Origin of the sequence: Natrinema sp. 74, from assembly GCF_046097095.1 — an archaeon.
GTDB lineage: Archaea > Halobacteriota > Halobacteria > Halobacteriales > Natrialbaceae > Natrinema.
Genome location: NZ_CP175698.1, coordinates 865,319 through 884,975, shown reverse-complemented (window position 1 = coordinate 884,975; position 19,657 = coordinate 865,319). Strand labels below are relative to the sequence as shown.

At 66.4% G+C, this 19,657-nt stretch carries 23 protein-coding genes and 1 pseudogene; 19 read left to right on the top strand and 5 right to left on the bottom strand.

Translation table 11 applies throughout. The features are described 5' to 3' along the window. Positions 1-13: 13 nt before the first annotated feature. The 3 genes from ACJ70B_RS04385 to ACJ70B_RS04375 all read right to left on the bottom strand — a co-directional run bounded on the left by ACJ70B_RS04385 (position 14) and on the right by ACJ70B_RS04375 (position 1,863). Positions 14-682, bottom strand: a complete 669-nt coding sequence (locus ACJ70B_RS04385; RefSeq protein ID WP_408959196.1) for a hypothetical protein — start codon at positions 680-682, stop codon at positions 14-16. A 121-nt stretch (positions 683-803) separates the two neighbouring features. Beyond that, a complete protein-coding gene (locus ACJ70B_RS04380) occupies positions 804-1,478 on the bottom strand; it encodes a class I SAM-dependent methyltransferase (RefSeq protein ID WP_408959195.1) in 675 nt (224 codons plus the stop codon). A 211-nt stretch (positions 1,479-1,689) separates the two neighbouring features. Then, positions 1,690-1,863, bottom strand: a complete 174-nt coding sequence (locus ACJ70B_RS04375; RefSeq protein ID WP_408959194.1) for a hypothetical protein — start codon at positions 1,861-1,863, stop codon at positions 1,690-1,692. A gap of 163 nt (positions 1,864-2,026) precedes the next feature. On the opposite strand from ACJ70B_RS04375, the gene ACJ70B_RS04370 reads away from it, so the two are divergent. Beyond that, positions 2,027-2,182 carry a ribbon-helix-helix domain-containing protein gene (locus tag ACJ70B_RS04370; RefSeq protein WP_408959193.1) on the top strand — a complete coding sequence of 52 codons (156 nt, stop codon included), beginning with the start codon at positions 2,027-2,029 and terminating at the stop codon, positions 2,180-2,182. A gap of 29 nt (positions 2,183-2,211) precedes the next feature. On the opposite strand, the gene ACJ70B_RS04365 is transcribed toward ACJ70B_RS04370, so the two are convergent. Then, a complete protein-coding gene (locus ACJ70B_RS04365; RefSeq protein ID WP_408959192.1) occupies positions 2,212-2,766 on the bottom strand; it encodes a DUF1802 family protein in 555 nt (184 codons plus the stop codon). Positions 2,767-3,015: 249 nt separating this feature from the next. After that, complete coding sequence (locus tag ACJ70B_RS04360) at positions 3,016-3,621, bottom strand: NADPH-dependent FMN reductase (RefSeq protein WP_408959191.1); 606 nt, start codon at positions 3,619-3,621, stop codon at positions 3,016-3,018. A gap of 330 nt (positions 3,622-3,951) precedes the next feature. Between ACJ70B_RS04360 and ACJ70B_RS04355 the strand changes: the two genes are divergently transcribed. The 18 genes and pseudogenes from ACJ70B_RS04355 (at position 3,952) to ACJ70B_RS04270 (ending at position 19,571) form a co-directional block, all read left to right on the top strand. After that, the gene (locus tag ACJ70B_RS04355; protein ID WP_408959190.1) at positions 3,952-5,274 is read left to right on the top strand and encodes a cobyrinic acid a,c-diamide synthase; all 1,323 of its coding nucleotides are present in this window, start codon (positions 3,952-3,954) and stop codon (positions 5,272-5,274) included. Between the two features lie 72 nt (positions 5,275-5,346). After that, positions 5,347-5,834 (top strand): annotated as a pseudogene (locus ACJ70B_RS04350) (SDR family NAD(P)-dependent oxidoreductase); the annotation flags it as partial. A 229-nt stretch (positions 5,835-6,063) separates the two neighbouring features. Beyond that, positions 6,064-6,663 (top strand): precorrin-6Y C5,15-methyltransferase (decarboxylating) subunit CbiT, encoded by a 600-nt coding sequence (gene cbiT, locus ACJ70B_RS04345; protein ID WP_408959189.1) that lies wholly within the window; start codon positions 6,064-6,066, stop codon positions 6,661-6,663. Then, positions 6,660-7,460: a cobalt-factor II C(20)-methyltransferase gene (locus tag ACJ70B_RS04340; protein ID WP_408959188.1), complete on the top strand. Its 801-nt coding sequence runs from the start codon at positions 6,660-6,662 to the stop codon at positions 7,458-7,460. The genes cbiT and ACJ70B_RS04340 overlap by 4 nt, the downstream gene beginning before the upstream one ends. Beyond that, entirely contained in the window at positions 7,457-8,353 is an 897-nt protein-coding gene (locus ACJ70B_RS04335) for a cobalt-precorrin-4/precorrin-4 C(11)-methyltransferase (protein ID WP_408959187.1), read from the top strand. The genes ACJ70B_RS04340 and ACJ70B_RS04335 overlap by 4 nt, the downstream gene beginning before the upstream one ends. Positions 8,354-8,560: 207 nt before the next feature. Continuing rightward, positions 8,561-9,556: a cobalt-precorrin 5A hydrolase gene (gene cbiG / locus ACJ70B_RS04330; protein WP_408959186.1), complete on the top strand. Its 996-nt coding sequence runs from the start codon at positions 8,561-8,563 to the stop codon at positions 9,554-9,556. Next, complete coding sequence (locus ACJ70B_RS04325; RefSeq protein ID WP_408959185.1) at positions 9,553-10,425, top strand: precorrin-3B C(17)-methyltransferase; 873 nt, start codon at positions 9,553-9,555, stop codon at positions 10,423-10,425. The genes cbiG and ACJ70B_RS04325 overlap by 4 nt, the downstream gene beginning before the upstream one ends. A gap of 9 nt (positions 10,426-10,434) precedes the next feature. Continuing rightward, positions 10,435-11,550, top strand: coding sequence for a precorrin-3B C(17)-methyltransferase (gene cobJ / locus ACJ70B_RS04320; RefSeq protein ID WP_408959184.1), 1,116 nt, complete (start codon positions 10,435-10,437; stop codon positions 11,548-11,550). 30 nt (positions 11,551-11,580) lie between these two features. Then, positions 11,581-11,847 carry a ferredoxin gene (locus tag ACJ70B_RS04315; protein WP_408959183.1) on the top strand — a complete coding sequence of 89 codons (267 nt, stop codon included), beginning with the start codon at positions 11,581-11,583 and terminating at the stop codon, positions 11,845-11,847. Further along, a complete protein-coding gene (locus ACJ70B_RS04310) occupies positions 11,844-12,581 on the top strand; it encodes a cobalamin biosynthesis protein (RefSeq protein ID WP_408959182.1) in 738 nt (245 codons plus the stop codon). Before ACJ70B_RS04315 ends, ACJ70B_RS04310 begins: the two co-directional genes overlap by 4 nt. Before the next feature lie 30 nt (positions 12,582-12,611). Next, positions 12,612-13,844, top strand: coding sequence for a CbiX/SirB N-terminal domain-containing protein (locus ACJ70B_RS04305; protein ID WP_408959181.1), 1,233 nt, complete (start codon positions 12,612-12,614; stop codon positions 13,842-13,844). A gap of 79 nt (positions 13,845-13,923) precedes the next feature. Further along, entirely contained in the window at positions 13,924-14,295 is a 372-nt protein-coding gene (locus ACJ70B_RS04300; RefSeq protein WP_408959180.1) for a DUF3209 family protein, read from the top strand. 2 nt (positions 14,296-14,297) lie between these two features. Continuing rightward, positions 14,298-15,632 carry a PQQ-binding-like beta-propeller repeat protein gene (locus tag ACJ70B_RS04295; RefSeq protein WP_408959179.1) on the top strand — a complete coding sequence of 445 codons (1,335 nt, stop codon included), beginning with the start codon at positions 14,298-14,300 and terminating at the stop codon, positions 15,630-15,632. A 99-nt stretch (positions 15,633-15,731) separates the two neighbouring features. Then, positions 15,732-16,664: a hypothetical protein gene (locus ACJ70B_RS04290; protein WP_408959178.1), complete on the top strand. Its 933-nt coding sequence runs from the start codon at positions 15,732-15,734 to the stop codon at positions 16,662-16,664. Beyond that, the gene (locus ACJ70B_RS04285; RefSeq protein ID WP_408959177.1) at positions 16,661-17,173 is read left to right on the top strand and encodes a hypothetical protein; all 513 of its coding nucleotides are present in this window, start codon (positions 16,661-16,663) and stop codon (positions 17,171-17,173) included. The genes ACJ70B_RS04290 and ACJ70B_RS04285 overlap by 4 nt, the downstream gene beginning before the upstream one ends. A 53-nt stretch (positions 17,174-17,226) precedes the next feature. Further along, positions 17,227-18,138, top strand: coding sequence for a hypothetical protein (locus tag ACJ70B_RS04280; protein WP_408959176.1), 912 nt, complete (start codon positions 17,227-17,229; stop codon positions 18,136-18,138). 70 nt (positions 18,139-18,208) lie between these two features. Then, the gene (locus ACJ70B_RS04275) at positions 18,209-19,006 is read left to right on the top strand and encodes a hypothetical protein (protein WP_408959175.1); all 798 of its coding nucleotides are present in this window, start codon (positions 18,209-18,211) and stop codon (positions 19,004-19,006) included. A 100-nt stretch (positions 19,007-19,106) separates the two neighbouring features. Further along, positions 19,107-19,571 (top strand): hypothetical protein, encoded by a 465-nt coding sequence (locus ACJ70B_RS04270; protein ID WP_408959174.1) that lies wholly within the window; start codon positions 19,107-19,109, stop codon positions 19,569-19,571. The last annotated feature ends 86 nt before the right edge of the window (positions 19,572-19,657 follow it).

Sequence of the window (19,657 nt, the reverse complement as noted above, 5' to 3'; positions counted from 1 at the left end):
GCCGTCTCTTTCGTCAGTCTGCCAAGCGCCAGCCGAACTCGAGCCACGCGACGCCGAAACAGAACGCCAGTATACCGATCGTGGCCCCCGGAGTGGCACCGTGGGCGACGAGAGCGATCGGCGAACCGGCGAGCAGGACGACCGGGACGAGCGGCGCGCCCGAGCGCCGAAGCAAAACGGCGATCGCGAGCACGGCGACGAGGTTACCGACGGTCCCGACGACCGCCAGCAGGCCCGCGACGCCGTCGATCGGCTCCGTCAGCACGACGTCGACGGCCGCTGCGACGCCCTCTCGCTGGTCGGCAGTGAGGTCACCGGATTCTCGAATCAGGACGGCCGTCGCAATGCCGGCGATCGCTTCGAACGCGAGATAGCAGACGAGATACACTGCGACGCCGACCCGTCCGACGGTTGCGACGGTCCCGCGGTACTCGCTCAGCAATAGGTAGAGGCCGATCCCGAGGAGACCAAAGAGCGGTAACAGAAGCGCATGGACGAGAAACCACGTGTCCACGACCGGAGAGAGGGCCGCGAACGGCTCGTTGCCCGCGCTCGGATGGATCCACAGAACGACCGCGAGGAGAAACGGCGCTCCGACGAGGAGGAGCCCTCGGCCGACGACCCGCGGATCGCGGATCGATCTCGCAGTCTCCCTCGACTTCGATTCCGTGTCGGTCGTCATTCGACGGTCCCCATCGTGTGTTACCGCCGAGTACGTGTCAACTCATAAATCTTTAGCAGATCGGATCGATGGTATCGCGGGCGGTCCGTCACCGTCTCCGTTCGGTCTCTTCCGCCCCGTTTCACTCCGGAACGTCGCCGGCAACGACGTACTGCTCGTAGTTCGGCTCCTCGCCCCAGAGCACCGACTCCATCAGCGGCTCGTACTCGACCCGCTCGAGCCCGTGTTCTTCGAGTACGTCCACCAACTCTCCCGGCGGCCGGCCGTCGTACAGCGGCAACTCGTCGTGGATCTCCTGATAGCCGTCGAACGCCTCGTCGAAGTCCCAGTGACCCTCGACCAGGACGATCCGGCCGCCCGGACGGACGACTCGTTGCCACTCCCGAAGCGCCGCCGACGGGTTCGGCAGCGTCCAGACGAGGTGCCGGGCCGTCACCAGATCGTATGCGTTTTCGGGATCCGAGATCGATTCCGCGTCCCCGTTTCGGAACTCGACCGACCGGCCGCGGTCGCAGGCTTTCGCTCGAGCGCGCTCGAGCATGTCCGTCGAGAGGTCGACTCCGGTGACGTCGTGACCGAGTTCGGCCAGCAACAGCGAGATGACGCCCGTTCCACAGCCGACGTCGAGCGTTCGTCGAGGTGGGTCACCGGTCCAGTCCCGGAGGATCGACAGCCACGCGTCGCGCTGCTCGTCGCTGTGGATGGCGTGGTGGCTGTCTCCGTCGTACGACTCCGAACGGCCGTCCCAATACTGCTGGACGCGCTCTTTGACGGTCTCGTCGTCTCGAGTCGTCACGACTGGCCACCCCTGGTCCGGCCTGCAGATCGGTTCGAACCGATCCGACGATCTTCGAACGACATTGTTCCCTTCAATCGACCGTCGAACAAAATAACTGTTTCGAGAACCGGCACCGTGGTGAGACTCCGCGCGAGGCCACGGACGTCCCCGTCTCGATCGGCCGGCCGCGGACGGCACCCCTGCGCTGGAGCGACCGATCAGATCGGCCTCACTCGACTTGCTCGTACTCCCGTAAGACCGTCGAAACGGTGTTCTCGACCTCTTCGAGCGCGACAGCGTTGGTCTTTCGGAGGTCGTCGGCGTCGCGGGCCTCGCTCAAGTGCTGCAGCGCTTCCCGAAGGTGGTGCTCGATCTCGGTGTCACTCCCGCTTTTCCCACTCATAGTTCGATCCGACGGTCGTAGCCGACTCGAGCGGTTAAGTCCGTCGGTGGTGTGAATCGGTCGTACGCGGATAGCTCGGCCCGCAGCCCGGCGGGCGGTCACTGGCGCGCGGCGTAGAATAGGCCGGCCCTGTCCTTTTCCGAGTCGCGGCCGACGTTCCGCCATGAGCCCTACCATCGAAGTGAGCGAGGACCTCCTCGAGGAGATCGACAGCCACATCGCCGAGGGCGAAAGCCGCGAGGAGTTCATCGCCGAACTCGTCCACCACTATCAGGCCGAGGGCAACCTCCTCTGGGAGGGCTACGGCGGTCCTCCGTAGCGTCACGCGCTGAAACCGTCGGCGCTCTCTTACTCGAGTGCGTCTCTGAGCGCCGCTCGACGTTCGGCGAAGGCTGTGTCGTCGAGCACCGGCGTCGTCGACGCGAGATCGAGTTCGACCGCATCGGCCAGTTCGATCCAGGTTCGACACCCCCGGTAGCTCCCGCGTTCCTCGATGATCGTCGGCGACTCGAGTGTCGACACGCGGAGCAACAGGACCCGTAATTCGTCGTCCGGATCGTACTTGTCTCGTAGCCCCGCTGGCGTGTAGACGTAGTGGCGTGAGAGGGCCTCGAGGTCGTCGCTCGAGACGGCGAACTCCTCGCGGACCTCGGCGACGGCGCGAATCGGCACGCCGGCCTCGGGCTTAGCGCTCGCCCGGTGGTAGTAGTCCTCGTACCGGGACTGGTAGCGTGCTGGCTCCTGATGCGCGTAGGCCGGATAGAGGACGAACCGGCCCTCGAGATCGCCGGGGTCGAGAGTCGGATGCCGGACGAGCACCGTCTGTTCGCCATCGAGTAGGGCGTTGACCACGCCGGCGCGTTCTTTCAGCGCCGGGGCCGGAGTCGGTATCGCGTCGCTCATGACTGTCGGTCGATCGGACGTGCGCTCGCCTCAATTGGGTTGCGATCGTTCGAGCGGTCGATTCCGTCCGTTCCGACCGGTATCGGCAGCCCACAGTCGCCGTGTCTCGACGACGCCCGACAGGTCCCAACCGGAACAACCGGTAGCAACGGCGAGAGCGCGCCGTCGGTATACCCTCCCCCCGGACCATCCAATCGATGGGACTGACGCTGACGCCGGCGGCGCGAACGCGAAGCCGCATCGCTGCGTTCAGTCATCGGCACCGGATCCCGCTCCCGTCGTTCCGCTCTCGACCGTCTCGGGATAGCTCGATACGTCGGCGTACGCGACGAGGTCGTGACCGAGACGGCGGACGCGGTCGGCGACTGCGTCGTCCTCGATTCCGTCATCTGTGATCGTCGTACGGGAGTTGGGAACGGCGACCTCGGTCGGGAGCGGCCACGCGTGTAGCGTCCGGCTGACGGTCCGGAGGTGTGCGATCGCCGACCCGGGGAACTCACCGCCGGCCACCTCGAGTAGCCCGACGGTCGTCTCGGCGAACTCCTCGCGGCGACAGTAGTCGAGGGCGTTCTTCAGCGCCCCGGTGTACGACCCGTGGTAGTTGGGCGTGCCGAGCGCGACGCTGTCCGCGTCTGCGATCGTCGCACGGAGGTGATCGGCGTCCGACGGCTCCGGTTCGACGGCGTTCAGACTCGGGAGTTCGTACGAGCGGAGATCGACGAGTTCCGTCGTCGCTCCGTTCTCCCGTGCGGCCTCGAGGACCGATTCGAGAGCGATTTTCGTTCTGCTCCCGTCGCGCAGACTGCCACAGAGCGCGACGACGTGTGGTTCGTGTGATTCGGTCGTCCCAACCATCGTATTAGGGAACGATGTCGGTTGGCTAAAATGGTCGCCAAACGCGTATTTTATCCGTCGATTCGCAAACCGCGGGTGTTATCGCCGGACGGACGCGTCGTCGGACGACGTGAGCGTCGTCGGTGTTCCATCCGATAGGACGGCGACTCGATCGAGGTGGGCAGACATCGGCCGACGCTCGGCCGGTGCCGGCGGTGGCTGACGCATCGTTGCCACCGACGGATTCAAGGTCAGTTGTGCTAACGCAAATACAGTGATGGACGAGACCCGGACGCCGATGCGGATCGAACGAATCGCCGCGAACCCGGATCGATTCCCGGCGCGAGGACCATGAAGGGGTTCGTTCTCGGCGGCGTCAGTTCCGGCGTCGGCAAGACGGTGGCGACGCTGTCGATCGTACAGGCACTCGAGGACGCCGGCCACGCGGTGCAACCGGCCAAGGCCGGCCCCGATTTCATCGACCCGAGCCATCACGAGGCGATCGCAGGTCGCCCGTCTCGGACGCTCGATTCGTGGCTTGAGGGGACCGACGGACTGCGCCGAAACTACCGCCGCGGCGAGGGCGATATCTGCGTCGTCGAGGGCGTGATGGGGCTGTACGACGGCGACGGCTCGAGCACCGCGATGGTCGCCGAGGCCCTCGAGTTGCCGGTCGTCCTCGTGGTTGACGCCAAGGCGGGCATGGAAAGCGTCGCGGCGACGGCGCTTGGCTTTCGCGAGTACGCGGCTGCCATCGGTCGCGATATCGACGTCGCCGGGATCGTCGCCCAGCGCGCCCACGGCGGCCGTCACGAGCAGGGCATTCGCGACGCCTTACCCGACGATCTCGAGTATTTCGGCCGGATTCCGCCGAACGGCGACCTCGAGATCCCCGATCGACATCTGGGCCTCGAGATGGGCGACGAAGCGGCGCTTCCGAGGGACGCGCTCCGGGAAGCCGCCGAGTCGCTCGAGGCAGAGCGACTGGCAGACGTGTCGAGCGAGCCGCCAGCACCCGAGACGCCGTCCTCGACCGCCGGAGCCGTCGAAACGGTCGACGCCACGATCGCCGTCGCCAGCGACGCTGCCTTCTGTTTCCGGTATCCGGCGACGATCGAGCGCTTCCACGAACATGCGGAACTGGTGACGTTCTCGCCTGTAGCGGGCGACCCCGTCCCCGACTGCGACGCGGTCTATCTCCCCGGCGGCTACCCCGAACTCCACGCCGCCGACCTCGAGTCGGCCGGCACCCTCGCGGAACTGGGCGAACGGGCGAGCGAGGGGCTGCCCGTCCTCGGGGAGTGCGGCGGGCTGATGGCGATGAGCCGGTCGCTGACCACCGCCGACGGCGAGCGCAGCGAGATGGCCGGCATCCTCCCTGCGGACGTGACGATGCACGACCGCTATCAGGCGCTCGATCACGTCGAACTCGAGGCCACCGAGGGGACGCTGACCGCGAACGCCGGCGAGACGATTCGGGGCCACGAGTTCCACTACTCGAGCGCCGACGTCGACGGCGACGCCCGATTCGCCTTCGAAACGGCCCGTGGCGACGGGATCGACGGCGACCACGACGGCCTGATCGAGTACGACTCGCTGGGTACGTACGTCCACGTCCACCCTGAGAGCGGGGCGTTCGACCGGTTTCTCGAGCGTGTCGTGACGACGGACTGACGGTCACACGGCCACTCACGATTCTGAGAGTATAGTCAACTAAGTAACACGATCAGCCGAGTAGGGGCGCGTATGGCAGAAACCATCCAGCGACTCGACCCCCTGGAGCGAAAGCCACTGACTGACCGCACCTGCCTCGTCACTAGTTCCTCGCGCGGGATCGGTCGCGATACCCCGTTCGAACTCGCCCGTTGTGGTGCCGACGTAGCGATCAACTTTCGCTCTACGGAGGAACGAGCGCTCGAGGTGGCCGAAACTATCGAGGAGAACTGCGAGACGGCGGTGCCGGTACAGGCGGACGTCTCCGACCCGGCGCAGGTCGAACGAATGGCCGAAACGGTCCACGAGGAACTCGGTGCGATCGACGTGCTGGTCAACAACGCGGGGATTACGATCGACCGAACGTCCGAGGACACGACCGACGAGGACTGGCAGACCGTCATAGACGTCAACTTACACGGGACGTTCAACTGCACAAAGGCGTTCTACGAGGACATCAAGGCGTCGGAGCATAACTCCTGAGTAACATCTCGAGCGTCATCGGCCAGCAGGGCAACTTCCGGGCAGGGACTCGGTATCAACGGCGACATAGAGTGATAAAACCGGCAGTCCGCGGCGCTCGAGCCGACGGTCCGACGGCTCGAACGCGGGTCAGCGGCCCGTCGCTGTCACTGACAGTCGAGCTCGCTTTAACAACTCTCGTTGTTCTACTCCAACTTCGTCTGAGCAATCGAAGTTGCTCTATTCCAAACAAAATTGTTTTAGGGACGGGCTCTGTTCCAACGGGTGATGCCACCCATCGCGCTTCCACACGACGCGAAGGCCGGGCCGACCAAGTCGGAGGTCCGCGCCGTCGTCCGCTCGAAGCTCGCGCTCGAGCCGGACGACCACTTCGCGGAGGTCGGCTCCTGTACGGGGGCCGTCACGATCGAAGCCGCACAGCGAGCCGGGCGGGTGACCGCCATAGAACGGAAGGCCGAACGCCTCGAGACGACAGAGCAGAACCTCGCCGCGAACGAGGAGTCCGTGCGCGCGGCCGTCGAACTCCGCAACGCGGAAGCGCCCGAGGGACTGCCCGACGACGCCGACGCCCTCTTTCTGGGCGGGAGCCGGAACTTCGAGGCGGTGCTCGATCACGCCGTCGAGACCGGCGTCGACCGCATCGTGATGAACGTCTCGCGGCTCGAGGTCGCCGGGACGGCGACCGAGGCCTTCCGCGAGCGCGATCTCCTCGAAGAGGTCGTCCAGTTTCAGGTGAGCCACGGCTACGAACTCGCCGGCGCGACGAGTTTCAACTCGGATAATCCGGTCTACATGCTGGTCGGGAGCGCGACGACAGACGACGACGGTGAGACGGTCGCTGCCGATGGAGGGAGCACCCGCCAATGACGCTCTACGGCGTCGGACTCGGTCCCGGCGAGGCCGACCTCGTGACCGTTCGCGGGAAGCAGGTCCTCGAGAACGCCGACGTGGTCTACTCGCCGGGCCGCTTATCGCGGACCGTCGCGCTGAACCACGTCGCCGAGTCGAAGATCGGCGACCTCGACTTCCCGATGACGAGAGACGAGGAGAAGCTCCGGGCGGCCTGGAAGGAGGCCGCGGCGGAGATCGCCCCGAACGCGCGCGACGGCGACGTCGCCTTCGTGACGTTGGGCGATCCGAACGTCTACTCGACCTTCGGCCACCTGCGCCGGACGATCGACGCCTTCCACCCTAAGGTCGACCTCGAGATCGTCCCTGGTGTGAGCGCGGTGACGGCCTTTGCGACCGCGCTCGGCGTCGAGATCGAAGCCGGTGCAGGTCTCTCGCTCCGCGAGGCTGCAAGTGGGGCGAGTCCGACGGGACCGGATCGGATGATCCTCTTCAAGGTCACCGACGCGCCGGCGACCCACGAAGGGCTCGTAGACGCCGGCTACGACGTGACCTACGGCCGCCGACTGTTCATGGAGCAAGGCGAGACGCTCGTCACCGACGACCCCGAAGACATCGACGAGCGCGATTACTACACGCTCGCCTACGCCGAGAAGGAAGCCCTCGAGGTCGAGCAGGCGACGGCCGCCTTCGAGACCGACGGTACTGAGTCGGAGGTTCGATCAGATGGCGGCCGCGAGCTGAGCGACGACGAACTGGCCGCCCTCGAGCGCACCGAGGGCTGCGAAGGCGGCGATTGCGGAGGCCATCGATGACCGACGAGACGCCAGACGACCCGCAGGACGCGATCGACTCGGAAAGCGAGCGCCGCCGCGAGGAACTGGACGACCGGATCTTCGAGCACAGCGCCGGCGACGATCAGGAGGGCATTCCCTTCGTCGGGGCCGGCCCCGGCAACCCGCGGCTGCTGACCGTCGCCGGGAAAGAACTGCTCGAGGAAGCCGACCTCGTGGTCCACGCAGGCTCGCTGGTCAACAGCGAACTGTTAGACGAGTACTGCGGCCACGCCGAACTCGTCAATTCGGTCGGCAAGGACCTCGAGGAACTGATTCCCCTGATGCGGGACGCCTACGAGGACGGCGAGAACGTCGTCCGGCTCCACAGCGGCGACCCCGCGATCTACGGGGCCGCGCTCGAGCAGATGGACGCGCTCGAACACGAGGGGATCCCGACCTACTTCGTGCCCGGCGTCACGTCGGCGTTCGCGGCCAGCGCGACGCTGCGGACCCAGTTGACGCTGAACGAGGTCTCGAACCACGTCGCGTTCACCCGGCCGCAGGGCAAGACCCTGACGCCGGAGGAAGACCACATCTCCGACTTCATCGAGATGGGCGACGTGACGACCTGCATCTACCTCGGCACCCACGCGGTTCGAGACACGATGGATCGGCTGCTCGAGGACGACCACGACCCTGAGACGCCGGTCGCGGTAATCTATCACGCCTCGTGGCCGGACGAGGACGTGATCGTCGGCTCGATCGGTGACATCGCCGATAAAGTGGAGGAAGCAGGGTATCGTGCCTCGGCACTGGTCGTCATCGGCGACGCCGTGACCGGCGCGGGCTACGAGCGCTCGTTCCTCTATGGCGACTGGGCGAATCGCGGCTCCTCGGAAAACTCGGCTGAAACGGAGGCCAGCGATGACTGAGATTCGGTTTGATTGTTACTGCGAATACGGTGAAAGCCCCTGCCACGCTCGACCGGTTGCGACTCGCTGCGGTCCTCACTGCGTTGCGGTCCTTGCGTCGTCTCACCGGGCCGAGCGCGGCAGCCCCTTTCAGTCCCACCCCCGCGGTGGACCGGACGGGCTGGAGGAACGCGGACAGGACGAGTTTGCTACGATGGAGGCTTCACAATGAGTTCAGGAACTGAGAACGCGGATACGACGGACGACACCGGATCGGACGACGGCGGTCACTGTTCGACGCCGGATTCGGACGGCGAAGTCGCCGAGGAGATCGCGATCGTCTCCTTCGGCCGGAAGATGGACACCGCCGAGGAGATCAAGGAAGAAATCGGTGATCGCTACGAAGCGATCGAGATCCTCGAGTATCACGGCGACGTCTTCGAGGAGCACTGGGGCGAGTACGACTGTTTCATCGGGCTGATGGCCTCGGGGATCGCGATGCGGAAGACGGCCCACCTGCTCGACGACAAGTGGGAGGACCCTGCTATCTGCGTCGTCGACGAGGAACTGACGTGGGCGATCCCGATCACCGGCGGCCACCACGGCGCGAACCAGGTCGCACAGGACCTGGCGACGATGGGTGCCGTTCCGGCGATGACCACTGCGAGCGAGGCGGCTGGGAAGCAGGGCGTCGAGTCCCGCGCGAAGGCGATGGACACCCACGTCGTCAACGGTGATTCGACGGTCAAGACGAACCTCGCCGTACTAGACGATAACCTCGGCCCCGTCGAGCGACTCGAGGGGCCGAAGGCCGTCCTCGTCGGCGACGACGTGACGGTGCTCAAGCGAAACAAGGACAACGGCGTCGTGCTCGGCACCGGCAGCGTCTCCGGTGCCGACAAGGAGGCCTTCCTCGCCGCGTGGGAAGAAGCCCTCGAGCAAACCGACTACGGCTTCGCCGACGTCGAGTTCGTCGGGACCGCGACGCGAAAGGAAGACGAGGAGGGCTTGCTCGAGGCGGCCCAGGAACTCGATCTGGGCGTCGTCGCCTTCGACAAGGAGACGCTGCTCGCACACGAGGGGCCGACCCCCTCCAAATCGAAGGAGTTGATCGGCTGGCCGGGCGTCTCTGAGGCCTCGGCGATCGCCGGCGGAGCCGAACAAGAACTGGTCTTAGAGAAGCTCAGCTACGAGAACGAGGTCACGGTGGCGATCGGCAAATGAGCGTCGAGGATACAGCGACCAGCGGCGACGGCACACCCGACGACCACGGCACCCTCTCCGTCGTCGGCATCGGCCCCGGCCTGCCCGACCACATGACCATGCGGGCCAAGGAGGTCATCGAATCGGCCGACGTGGTCATCGCCTCGAGTCTCTATCAGGAGTTCCTGCGGGCCGACGGGACGATCCCCGCCGAAGAGCGAACCGACGAGGACGGAATCGCGACGCGCGAAGACGGCACAGAACAGGAGATCGTTCGCTCGACGATGGGCCGCCAGATCGAACTCGCCCGCGCGGCGTTCGACTACGTCCGCGAGGGGAAAGACGTGGCCCACGTCTCGGGCGGCGATCCCTCCGTCTACGGCAAGTCCGACCTCATCTTCAAGATGGCCGAGGAGGAGGACGCGACGGACGTGCCGATCGAGATCGTCCCCGGTCTGACCGCGGCGCTGGGCGGCGCGGCCAACGTCGGCGCGCCGTTGTGTAACGACTTCTGTACGATCTCGCTGTCGGATAAGTGGCGCGGCTGGGACGAAATCGAGGAGAAGTTGCGCGCGGCCGCGATCTCGGACTTCGTGATCGTCCTCTACAACTGCTGGCGCAACTACGAGAAGGCGGTCGAGATCGTCCGTGAGGAGCGGACCGACGACGCCTACGTGGCCATCGTCAACGACGCCGGCCGGAAAGACGCCGGCCGCAACGGCGAGAGCCAACACGTGACGACCCTCGGCGAGGCCGCCGACCACGACGACAAGGTGTCGGGGATGGGCACCTCGCTGATCATCGGCAACCACGAGACCGAGACCTGGCGCAACGACGACCGAACGTACCTCGTCACCCCGCGCGGCGGGCGTGACGTCGACGATTTCTAAACTACGACCATGAGTACGGACACCAACGCGGACGCTGACGACGAATCGACTTCCAACTGCGGTGCCTCCTCGAGCGAGAGCACCACCGAGACTTCGAGTTCCAAGTGCGGCGGGTCGAGCACCACCGAGACTTCGAGTTCCAAGTGCGGCGGGTCGAGCACCACCGAGACCGAGGCCTCGAGTTCGGGTTCCAAGTGCGGCGGATCGAGCACCGGTGACGACTCGAGCAGCTCGACGTGTGGTGCGTCCTCAAGTTCGAGTTCCTCGTCCTCGAGCTGCGGGGCCTCGAGTTCGGACGACGATAGTTCGAACGAACAGGAGGTCGGCGCGACGATCGAGGACTTCGACGCCGAGCCCGGCCAACTGATCGCCGTCGGCCTCGGTCCTGGCCACCCCGAGGGGATGACCGAGCGCGCGAAGGACGCCCTGCTCGAGGCCGACCACATCGTCGGCTACACGACCTACATCGACCTCATTCCGGACGAGATCACCGACGAGGCGGAGGACATCTACGACACGCCGATGTGCGGCGAAGTGTCGCGCACGGAGGAGTCGATCGACCGCGCGCTCGCGGGCAACGACGTGGCGATCGTCGGCAGCGGCGACCCCAACGTCTACGCGCTGTCCGGCCTCGCACTCGAGATCTTAGAGTCCAAGGGCGCGACGGCCTCGATGGTCGACTTCGACGTGGTGCCGGGTGTCCCCGCGGCCCAGTCCTGTGCGGCCCGACTAGGCGCACCGTTGGTCAACGACACCGTCTCGGTCTCGCTGTCGGACCATCTCGTCCCGATGCCGGAGATCGAGTCGCGACTGCACTCCGTCGCGAGCGAGAACTTCACGATCACGATCTACAATCCCTGGAGCCGCAAGCGCCGCGAGAACTTCGAGAAGGCCTGCGAAATCCTCCTGACCCACCGCGACCCCGACACGCCGGTCGGCATCGTCCACGGGGCCGGCCGCGAGGACGAACAGGTGATGATCACCGAACTCGGCGAACTCGAGGAACTCGGCGAGAGCGAGATCATCGACATGACGACGACGATCGTCGTCGGCACCGAGGACACCTACGTCTGGGACGACCGGATGGTGACCCCGCGGGGCTACGAGACGAAGTACGACTACTGAGCGACGATCCAACCAGCGAACGCCACCACTATGCCACGATACGAAGTCACCATCGAGAAGGACGCCTGCGACGGCATCTTCGCCTGTCTGACACGCGATCCCCGGTTCGTCGAGGGCGAGGACGGCCTCGCGACGATCGACCCCGGTGCGGATCCGGTCTACGACTGCGAGGGCGAAGTCATTGACAACACCGAGCGCGTCGTCGCGACGTTCGACGACGACCGAATCGACGAAGCGCAGCAGGCCGCAGCGGCCTGCCCGACGGACGCGATCGTCGTCCGGGAGGTGGGCGAATGAGCGACGCTGAGTCGGCGGCCGACGGCGAATCCGACGCAGGCCTCGAGATCGAAGTGCCGTCCGATCCGCTCGCCGGCCACCCCGCGACGGCGTACTTCTGGGGCCACGTCGCCGGGAGCGGCGACGTGTCCGACAGTGAGATCGAGGTCGTCACCAACGACGAGGAATCCGCGCAGGTGCTCGCAGCCGTCGCGGGCGGCGACGTAGCACACGAGACGACCACCCGCGACTACGCCCACGACACCTCGATTACGCGTACGGAGGACGAGTACACGCTGTCGATCGGCGGCGACGGAAACGCTGGCGACGACACCGGCGACGCCGGACTGCTGGGCCGCAGCGGCGCGCTCGGCCTTCCGGTCGACGGCCGCGGGAACTACCGCTTCGGCGCGTTCGCGAGCCACGATCGAGAACTGCTCCGGGGCCTGCTCGAGGGCTGTGGCACGATCTGCTTCAAGTCAAAGAGCGGGACGGTCGGCATCTCGTTCGTCCACGACAACCGGGAGCTGCTCGAGCTGGCACAGGAGTTGATCGCGGAGTGCCCGATCGACGCGCCCTACGACGACCTTTCCGAGACCTCGTCGGGCGGTTACTGGTTCGGCGTCGACGACGACGCCGCGCCCGACTTCGGCACGTGGCTCTACGAGGGCTGCGAGGCGACCGGCCTCTTCGCGCCGAGTCGCCGCCGCAAACTCGAGAAGAGCCTCGAGCAGGCCGAGGCGTACGACGAGTAGGCGAATGACCGACCGACACCCACGCTATCGATGAGCACACCCGACGAGACCACGCCCGCGACGGTTGCCGGCTTCGACGACGAGGCCGTCCTGCTGGTCGGCCACGGCTCCAGACGCGAGCAGTCAAACGAGCAGGTCCGCGAACTGGCGGCCGACCTCGAGTCGCGGCTCGGGATCCCGGTCGACGCCGCGTTCCTCGAACTCGCAAAACCGGCGATCGACGAGGCGTTTACGGGACTCGCGCCCGTTGCCGACCGGGTAACCGTCGTCCACTGCTCGCTGTTCGCGGCGAGTCACGTGAAAAACGACGTGCCGCTGGCGATCGAGCAGGCCCGCGCAGAACACGACCTCGAGATCCGAAACGGGGCGCATCTGGGGGTTCATCCGGCGATCCTAGACCTGTTGGACGACCGCGCCGCCGCGGTCGAGGACGAACTGGGCGTTGACCGCGAGGAAGACGACATCGCGGTCGTCGTCTGCGGCCGGGGCTCGAGCGATCCAGACGCCAACGGCGACGTGCACAAGCTGGCCCGGCTGCTGTTCGAGGGCCGCGCGTTCGACCGCGTCGAGGCGACGTTCATCGGCGTCACGGAGCCGACGCTCGAGGACACCCTTCACGGGCTCTCGAAACACCGCCCGGACGCGGTCGTCGTCCTGCCGTACATGCTCGGCGATGGCGTCCTCACCCAGCGCGTGCGCGACTGGACGGCGGAGTTCGACGCCGAGTACCCGTACGTCAACGCGCTCGCTGGCGACCCGTTGGGCACCGATTCGCGGCTACTCGATGTCTTCGCCGACCGCTGGCAGGAGGCCCGATCGGGGAGCGTCGAGATGTCCTGTGACACGTGCAAGTACAAGGTCGACCTCGAGGGCTACGAGGAGGACGTCGGCGGGGCGCGGGCGATGCTCCGCGCGCTCGCCCATCAGGAGGCCCACGCCGACCGCGAAGACGTCGACGACGAACCCCACAGCCACGACGCGCCCGAAAAGCACGTCGCGGTCTGTCTGAACCAGACCTGCGCCGAGCAGGGGTCGCCGGCGGTCCTCGAGCGCCTGCGCCAGGAAGCCCGCGACTCCGAGCACTGCGACGCCCGCATCACGCGGTCGTCCTGTCTGGGCCGCTGTGGCGACGGGCCGATGGTCGCGGTCTACCCCGACGGAATCTGGTACGGCGGCGTGGCGAGCGAGGACGCCGAGCGGATCGTCGCCGACCACCTCGATCGAGACCGGATCGTCAGTGATCTCGTCGATCAGACGCTGTAGCCACGCGGATTATCGCGGTATCCATGCGGAATCGCACGCGAAGTGACTGCGGATACGAACCCAATTCACCGACCAACTCATGAGCTGCCACGAAATCGAAGCACTGCGACTCGGACTGATGAACGTCCTCGGCGTCGGGGACGATAGCGCCCGCGAACACGCGGAGAACGAACTCGAGGGCCACCTCGAGGGCCCGATTCAGGGCCTCGCGGAGGCCGACAGCCTCGCGGCGGTACAGCGCCACCTCGACGCGGCGCTGGTCGACTTAGAGGAGGAGGTCGCCGCGATGGACGCCGACGATCCCGAATACGACTACACGCGGGGGCGGCTGCTTGCGGTCCGCGACGCCGAGCGCGCGGTCGAACGGCTGTCCGCCCAGGGCGAGCACATCGTCGACGGGCTCGGGGACGCCCACGACACCCTCCACGAGACGTTCCCGGTCGAGGAGTGACGATGAGCGAGACCGTACCCGACGACGATCACGAGACTTCGTTCCGATCGGCCCCGCTCGGCGAGATCGAACCCGCTCGGAGCAGACATATGTGGACCCGCTCCGCGGTCTGCGTCGCCGAGTCCAGTGACCTCGTCGTCACCGGCGAGTGGGACGGCACCGTCACCGCCCGCGACGCCGATTCGCTCGAGACGCGCTGGACGGTCGATCATCCGGACCACGCGGTGGGAATCGCGTCGCTCGAGGGCGGAAGCGACCCGACCGACGACGGCGACGAGGCAGCAACGATCATCGTCGCCGGCCGCGGCGAGACGGGCACGATCGCGGCCTACGACGCCGAGACGGGCGACCGGCGCTGGCGCTACGACACCGCCGACGACGTCGGCGACCCGACCGAGGACACCATCTTCTACCTTCCCTATGTCGTCGCGCTCGAGGTCGGCACCGACGCCGACGGCAACGATCGGCTCTACGCGGCCGCGCGTCGCTACGAGCGCGACGGCGAGATCCGCCAGTGGCACAGCACCGTCTACGCGTTCGACGCCGACGGTAGCGTCCGGTGGACCTACGGGACCGACGCCTCGCCGATCGCGCTCGATTGCCGCGCCGACGGCGAGCGCCTCGCAGTCGGCTACAACCGCTGTATGGGCAACCACGACACCGGGCTCGTCGTCCTCGAGACCGGGGGCGCGACGACCGAGTCGCCACAAACCGGCGGCGGCGACCTCGCGTGGACCTGGGATCCCGGCACCGAAGGCGACCGTCGGGTCGGGGACGTGTCGTTCGACGGGGAGACGATCGCCGTCTCGAGCCACGGCGACAAGCGTGGCTACTTGCTCGGACCTGGCGGGGCCGAGCGCTGGAGCGTCGACCTCGCGGTCGAGACCGAAATCGACGGCGAGACGCTGTATGCGTACCCGAACCACGCGTACGCGAACGACGGCCGGGTGGCGTTCGTGACCGGCAACACCTACGCGGTCGAGAGCCGCGAGACCGAACACCGGCATCCGAATGAACACCGGATCGCGACGTTCGACGCCGACGGTGAACTGCTGTGGGACGACGAGGTTCGTGGCTTCGTCCACGGTCTCGCCGCCGACGGCGACCGGCTCGTGGCACCCTGTGCGCAGAACTTCCGGGTACGCGATCCCGACACGCACACCGTCCGCCGGTTCGACCTCGCGTCCGGCGCGGCGAGCCGTGAGCGCGTCGACGGCATCGCCACGGCGGCCGCCGCCGGCCACAGCACCGTCGCGGCGATCGAGGAACCGGTACAGTATCACGACGAGGGGCGGACCCGCGGCCAGTACGCGCTTCACGTCGACTCGCTCGAGTAGCCGTCGGTCGGTTCGGACCGGTGGTCGCCTATTGTGTTGGATAGTCGCACACGCAAGGCCAACCCCCACAACGCCGACTCTCGTCTGTCCGTCCGTACCATGAGCGAGGATTTTACATCGAACGGCGACGGGGGGCATTCGTCTCTCGAGCGCGCCACGTCCCGTCCCAATGAGGGCGAGCAGACTGCGGGACCGCCGCCTCGAGTGATGACCGACGGCGGCCAGGCGGAGATGGAGGAGTCGGAAGACGAAGAGCCGGAAGACGAGGCCGAGACGAACGCGGAAGCGGAGGCAGCAGTCGAAGACGAGGGGGAAGCGGCGGAATCGGAGGTGGAAGTCGAAACTGACGAGGAACCGGAGGAAGAGGGAGAAGAGGAACCAGCGGAAGCGGAGGAGGAAGAGGAAGAAGAGGAACCGGAGGAAGAAGACGAGTACCACGTCGAAGGTGCCGACGAGGTGTACGAGAGCGACGACACGTCGGGCGTCCTCCATCTCGATCTCGGCGGATTGTTCTTCGACTTACTCGGACTCGAGGTTAATCTGGACCCGGTGACGCTGGACGTGTCGGCACGTCCGGGTGAGAACAACCTGCTCGGCAACCTCCTGTCGGCGGTGTCGGGGCTGCTCGACGGGACCGGCGGCATGATCAACAAGGCGAAATCGCTGTTGAGTAAGCCGGTCGAGTTCGTCCGGAACGTGCTGAACAAGCCCGTCGAGAAGCTCACAGGGCTCTTCGGTGGAGGCGAATCCGACGAGGCCGCTGAAGACGAAGACGAGGGCGAGACCGAGGGTGAGGCGGGCTCCCCCGGCCCGCTCTCGTCAGCCGTGACCCGCCTGAAAAACGGCGTGTCGGGGGCCGCGAGCTGGCTGCGAGAGAAGTTGGCCGCGCTCGTTCCCAGCTTCCCGACCGAGGAGATCGTCTCGGCGATCGTCAGCGCGATACTCGAACAGTTGCTCGAGCAACTCGAACCCCAACGCACCGACGAGACCCGCGGTGAGACGGAGCCGTCACAGGCGGAGGCGACATCATGAGTGATGATTCACTGACACAGCGGATCGATACCGAGAAGATCACCGAAAACGTCGACGTCGACGAACTGGTCGAAGGGACCGACTGGGAGGACGAGATCGATCGAGATAAACCGCTCGGCGAGGCGCTGGGCGGCCAGATCGGCGCAATCCTTGGTCGAGCGATCGGCGAGTCCCTCGGCCGAACGATCGGGAATATGGTCGTCGACGAACTGCTCAGTTCCGACGAGACGGCGGACGAATCGGCCGCGGAAGACGAGGAGGCAGGCGACGAACAGCAAGCAGAATCCATCGAGGAGGGCGAGGAAGACGAGTCGGACGAAGAAGCCGCCGAGGCGGGCGAAACCGAACCCGAGGCCGAGAGCGACGACGACGAGACGGCCGCGGACGAGGGCGATACCGACGCTGAGGGTGAAGGTGATACCGACGCTGAAACCGACGCCGAATCGCAAGACGACGTCGAGGACGAGGAATCGACCGACGAAGAACGGACTGCCGAAGCCGAGGAGTGATCCGCTGATGCAGGGACTCCGTTCGCACCACGAAACGAGTCGCGGTGATCGCCGTGAGTGACGACTCGGGACTGACGGAAGTGGTCGCCGAGGAGGTCGGCAACCAGCTCGATGCATCCGATATACTCGGCGACGGAAGCATCGAGGACGGTATCGACAGCGGCGAGGTCGGCGCTGCGGTCGGTCGTCGGTTCGGCGAACGGTTCGGCCGCGAAGTCGGCGCGGCGATCGGCCGGGAGGTCCACGAGACGATTGCCACGGGCCTCGACGAAGGGAACTCCCTCAGTGAGATCCAGGCCGACCTCTCGACGGCGGTCCGGGACGCCCTCCGCGAGTCGTTCGCGAACGTGGGTGGCCGTGACTCGCTCGAGTCGATAGCCGAGAGCGTGACGAAGGGCAGCGGTGCCGAGGACCTTCTCGAGGGCGTCGGAGGCGGTGAGAGCGACGAGGCGGCGGACGAAGCACCGTCATCGGCTGACGAAGGCGGCGAGAGCGGCGAGACGAGCGCCACAGAGGCGGTCAAAGAGGCCGCCGGCAAGGCCGGTGACTCGGTCAAGACGACCGCCAGCAGGGCAACAGAGACGGTCGACGGGGTCACCGGCGGCGCTGAGGCCGAGGAACCGGCCGACTCCGAAGCGACGGCCGAGGAGGTTGACGAGACCGATGAGGGCGACGAACCCGACGAACCGGCCGACGAGAACGACGAGCCCACCGAAGAACTCGAACCGGCCGACGTGGACGACCCATCCGCGGCGGACCTCGCAAATCTCAGAAGAGAGACGCTCGAGGACTTCCTCGGGGTGATGACATACAGCGACCTCCAGTCGGTCGCGAAGGACGTCGACGTGAAGGCGAACCTCAGTCGAGAGGAGATGACCGCGAAGATCATCGAGGTGGTGACGGACGAGGAGTCCGACGGCGACTCGGACTCGGAGTCGGACACCGAGGGAGCGGAAGCCGAGTAACGCCGCGACGCGTCTGTCCTCCTCGTGAGCGACCACGGACGACGGCGCGCCAAACCGATATCGAACACCTATGAGCGACTCACAACTACGGGAACGCGTCAGCGACGTACTGAACGAGGCCGACACATCGAGCGAGTCGATCGTCGGCGGTGACGATGCGACCGCCGAAGACGGCGAGGCGGCCCTCCTCGAGACGGCTGCCGAGGCAAACGATATCGTCGAGTCGACGGAACCAACCGAGTTGCTCGCGGCGGTCGGATTGGACGTCCTCGAGGACGGAAGCGAGCCGGAATCGATACCCGAGGCAATCGCCCGCGGCGAGGAAGAACGCGTCGAGGACCTCCGGCGGTTGCTGCGGCTGGCGAAGCTCGCCGACCGCGCGGGCGACAGCGAGTTCGAAGGCGCGGTCGACGACCTCCGTGCGACGATCGGGGAACGGGCCGATTCCACCGACGACGCCACAGAGCGCACGGCAGACGGAGACGAAGCGGACGGCGACCTCGCGGCGGACGCGGCCGAGAGAGACGGAAACGCGTCGGGGACGGCCGACGACCTCGGTGACCGGCTCCGATCGGCGATGAACGGGTCGTTCGTCGAGTTCGGCGAGGAGGTCTCGCGGCTCAAAGCCCAACTCGAGGAGCGACGCGCCGGAGCGGCCGACGGTGAGACGGCCGCGGACGAGGAGGACGCGACGACGGCTGCGGGCGAAACCGACAACGAGCCGCGACAGTCCGGGTCCGGCGATCCGGATCGCGACACGGCGTCGCGCGGTCCGAGTCGCCATTCCACGATGGCGCCGCCGCCGTCGAAGCGGGCGGACATGCGCGGGACCGCGCGCTACTCGACGATGCCGACCAAACGCAGGTAGTGAGGCGACGTTCGGCCCGAGCACGAAACGGATCGCGACGGCGAGTCGGACAGGCCATCGCCCGCTGAAGCCTTATTCGGTTCCTCGCTGACGACTCGGTATGACGAGGCACATCAGTGAAACGCAGGTCCGCCACTGGCTCGACGAGACCGCGATCCGAGACGTGACGCGCCACACCGACGAGGACACCGAGTTCAATTTTCAGGTCGAACTCTCGCGTCTGCCAATCCACGTCATTAAGGAAGACGAGTTCGGGCCGATCCGGGTCGTCGGCCGCAGCGGGTTCGACACCGAACGGGCGAAGAATCTGCTCCGAGACGACCGGCGACGGAGCGAACTTCTCGAGTACGTCGGGCCGATGCTGGCCGCGACACCGGGCTTTTATACGTTTCTCGACGAGGAGGGGACGGCCTGTCAGTTACGCGAGGCCGAGACGGTTCAGGTGGAGTACCGCGTCTACCCCGACGAGGCCAGCCAACAGGCGCTGATGGACGGCGTCATGTCGATCGCAACGAGTATGCGGTACGTTCAAAACGCCGTGGCAGCGGTCGCACAGGTCGAGTAACGGCCGTTGGGTGGCTCGACGAAACCGAACGCCAGGCGGTCGGCTCGGACCGCGAGCGCGTTCGATAGCCAGGCCGCTTTCGGGAA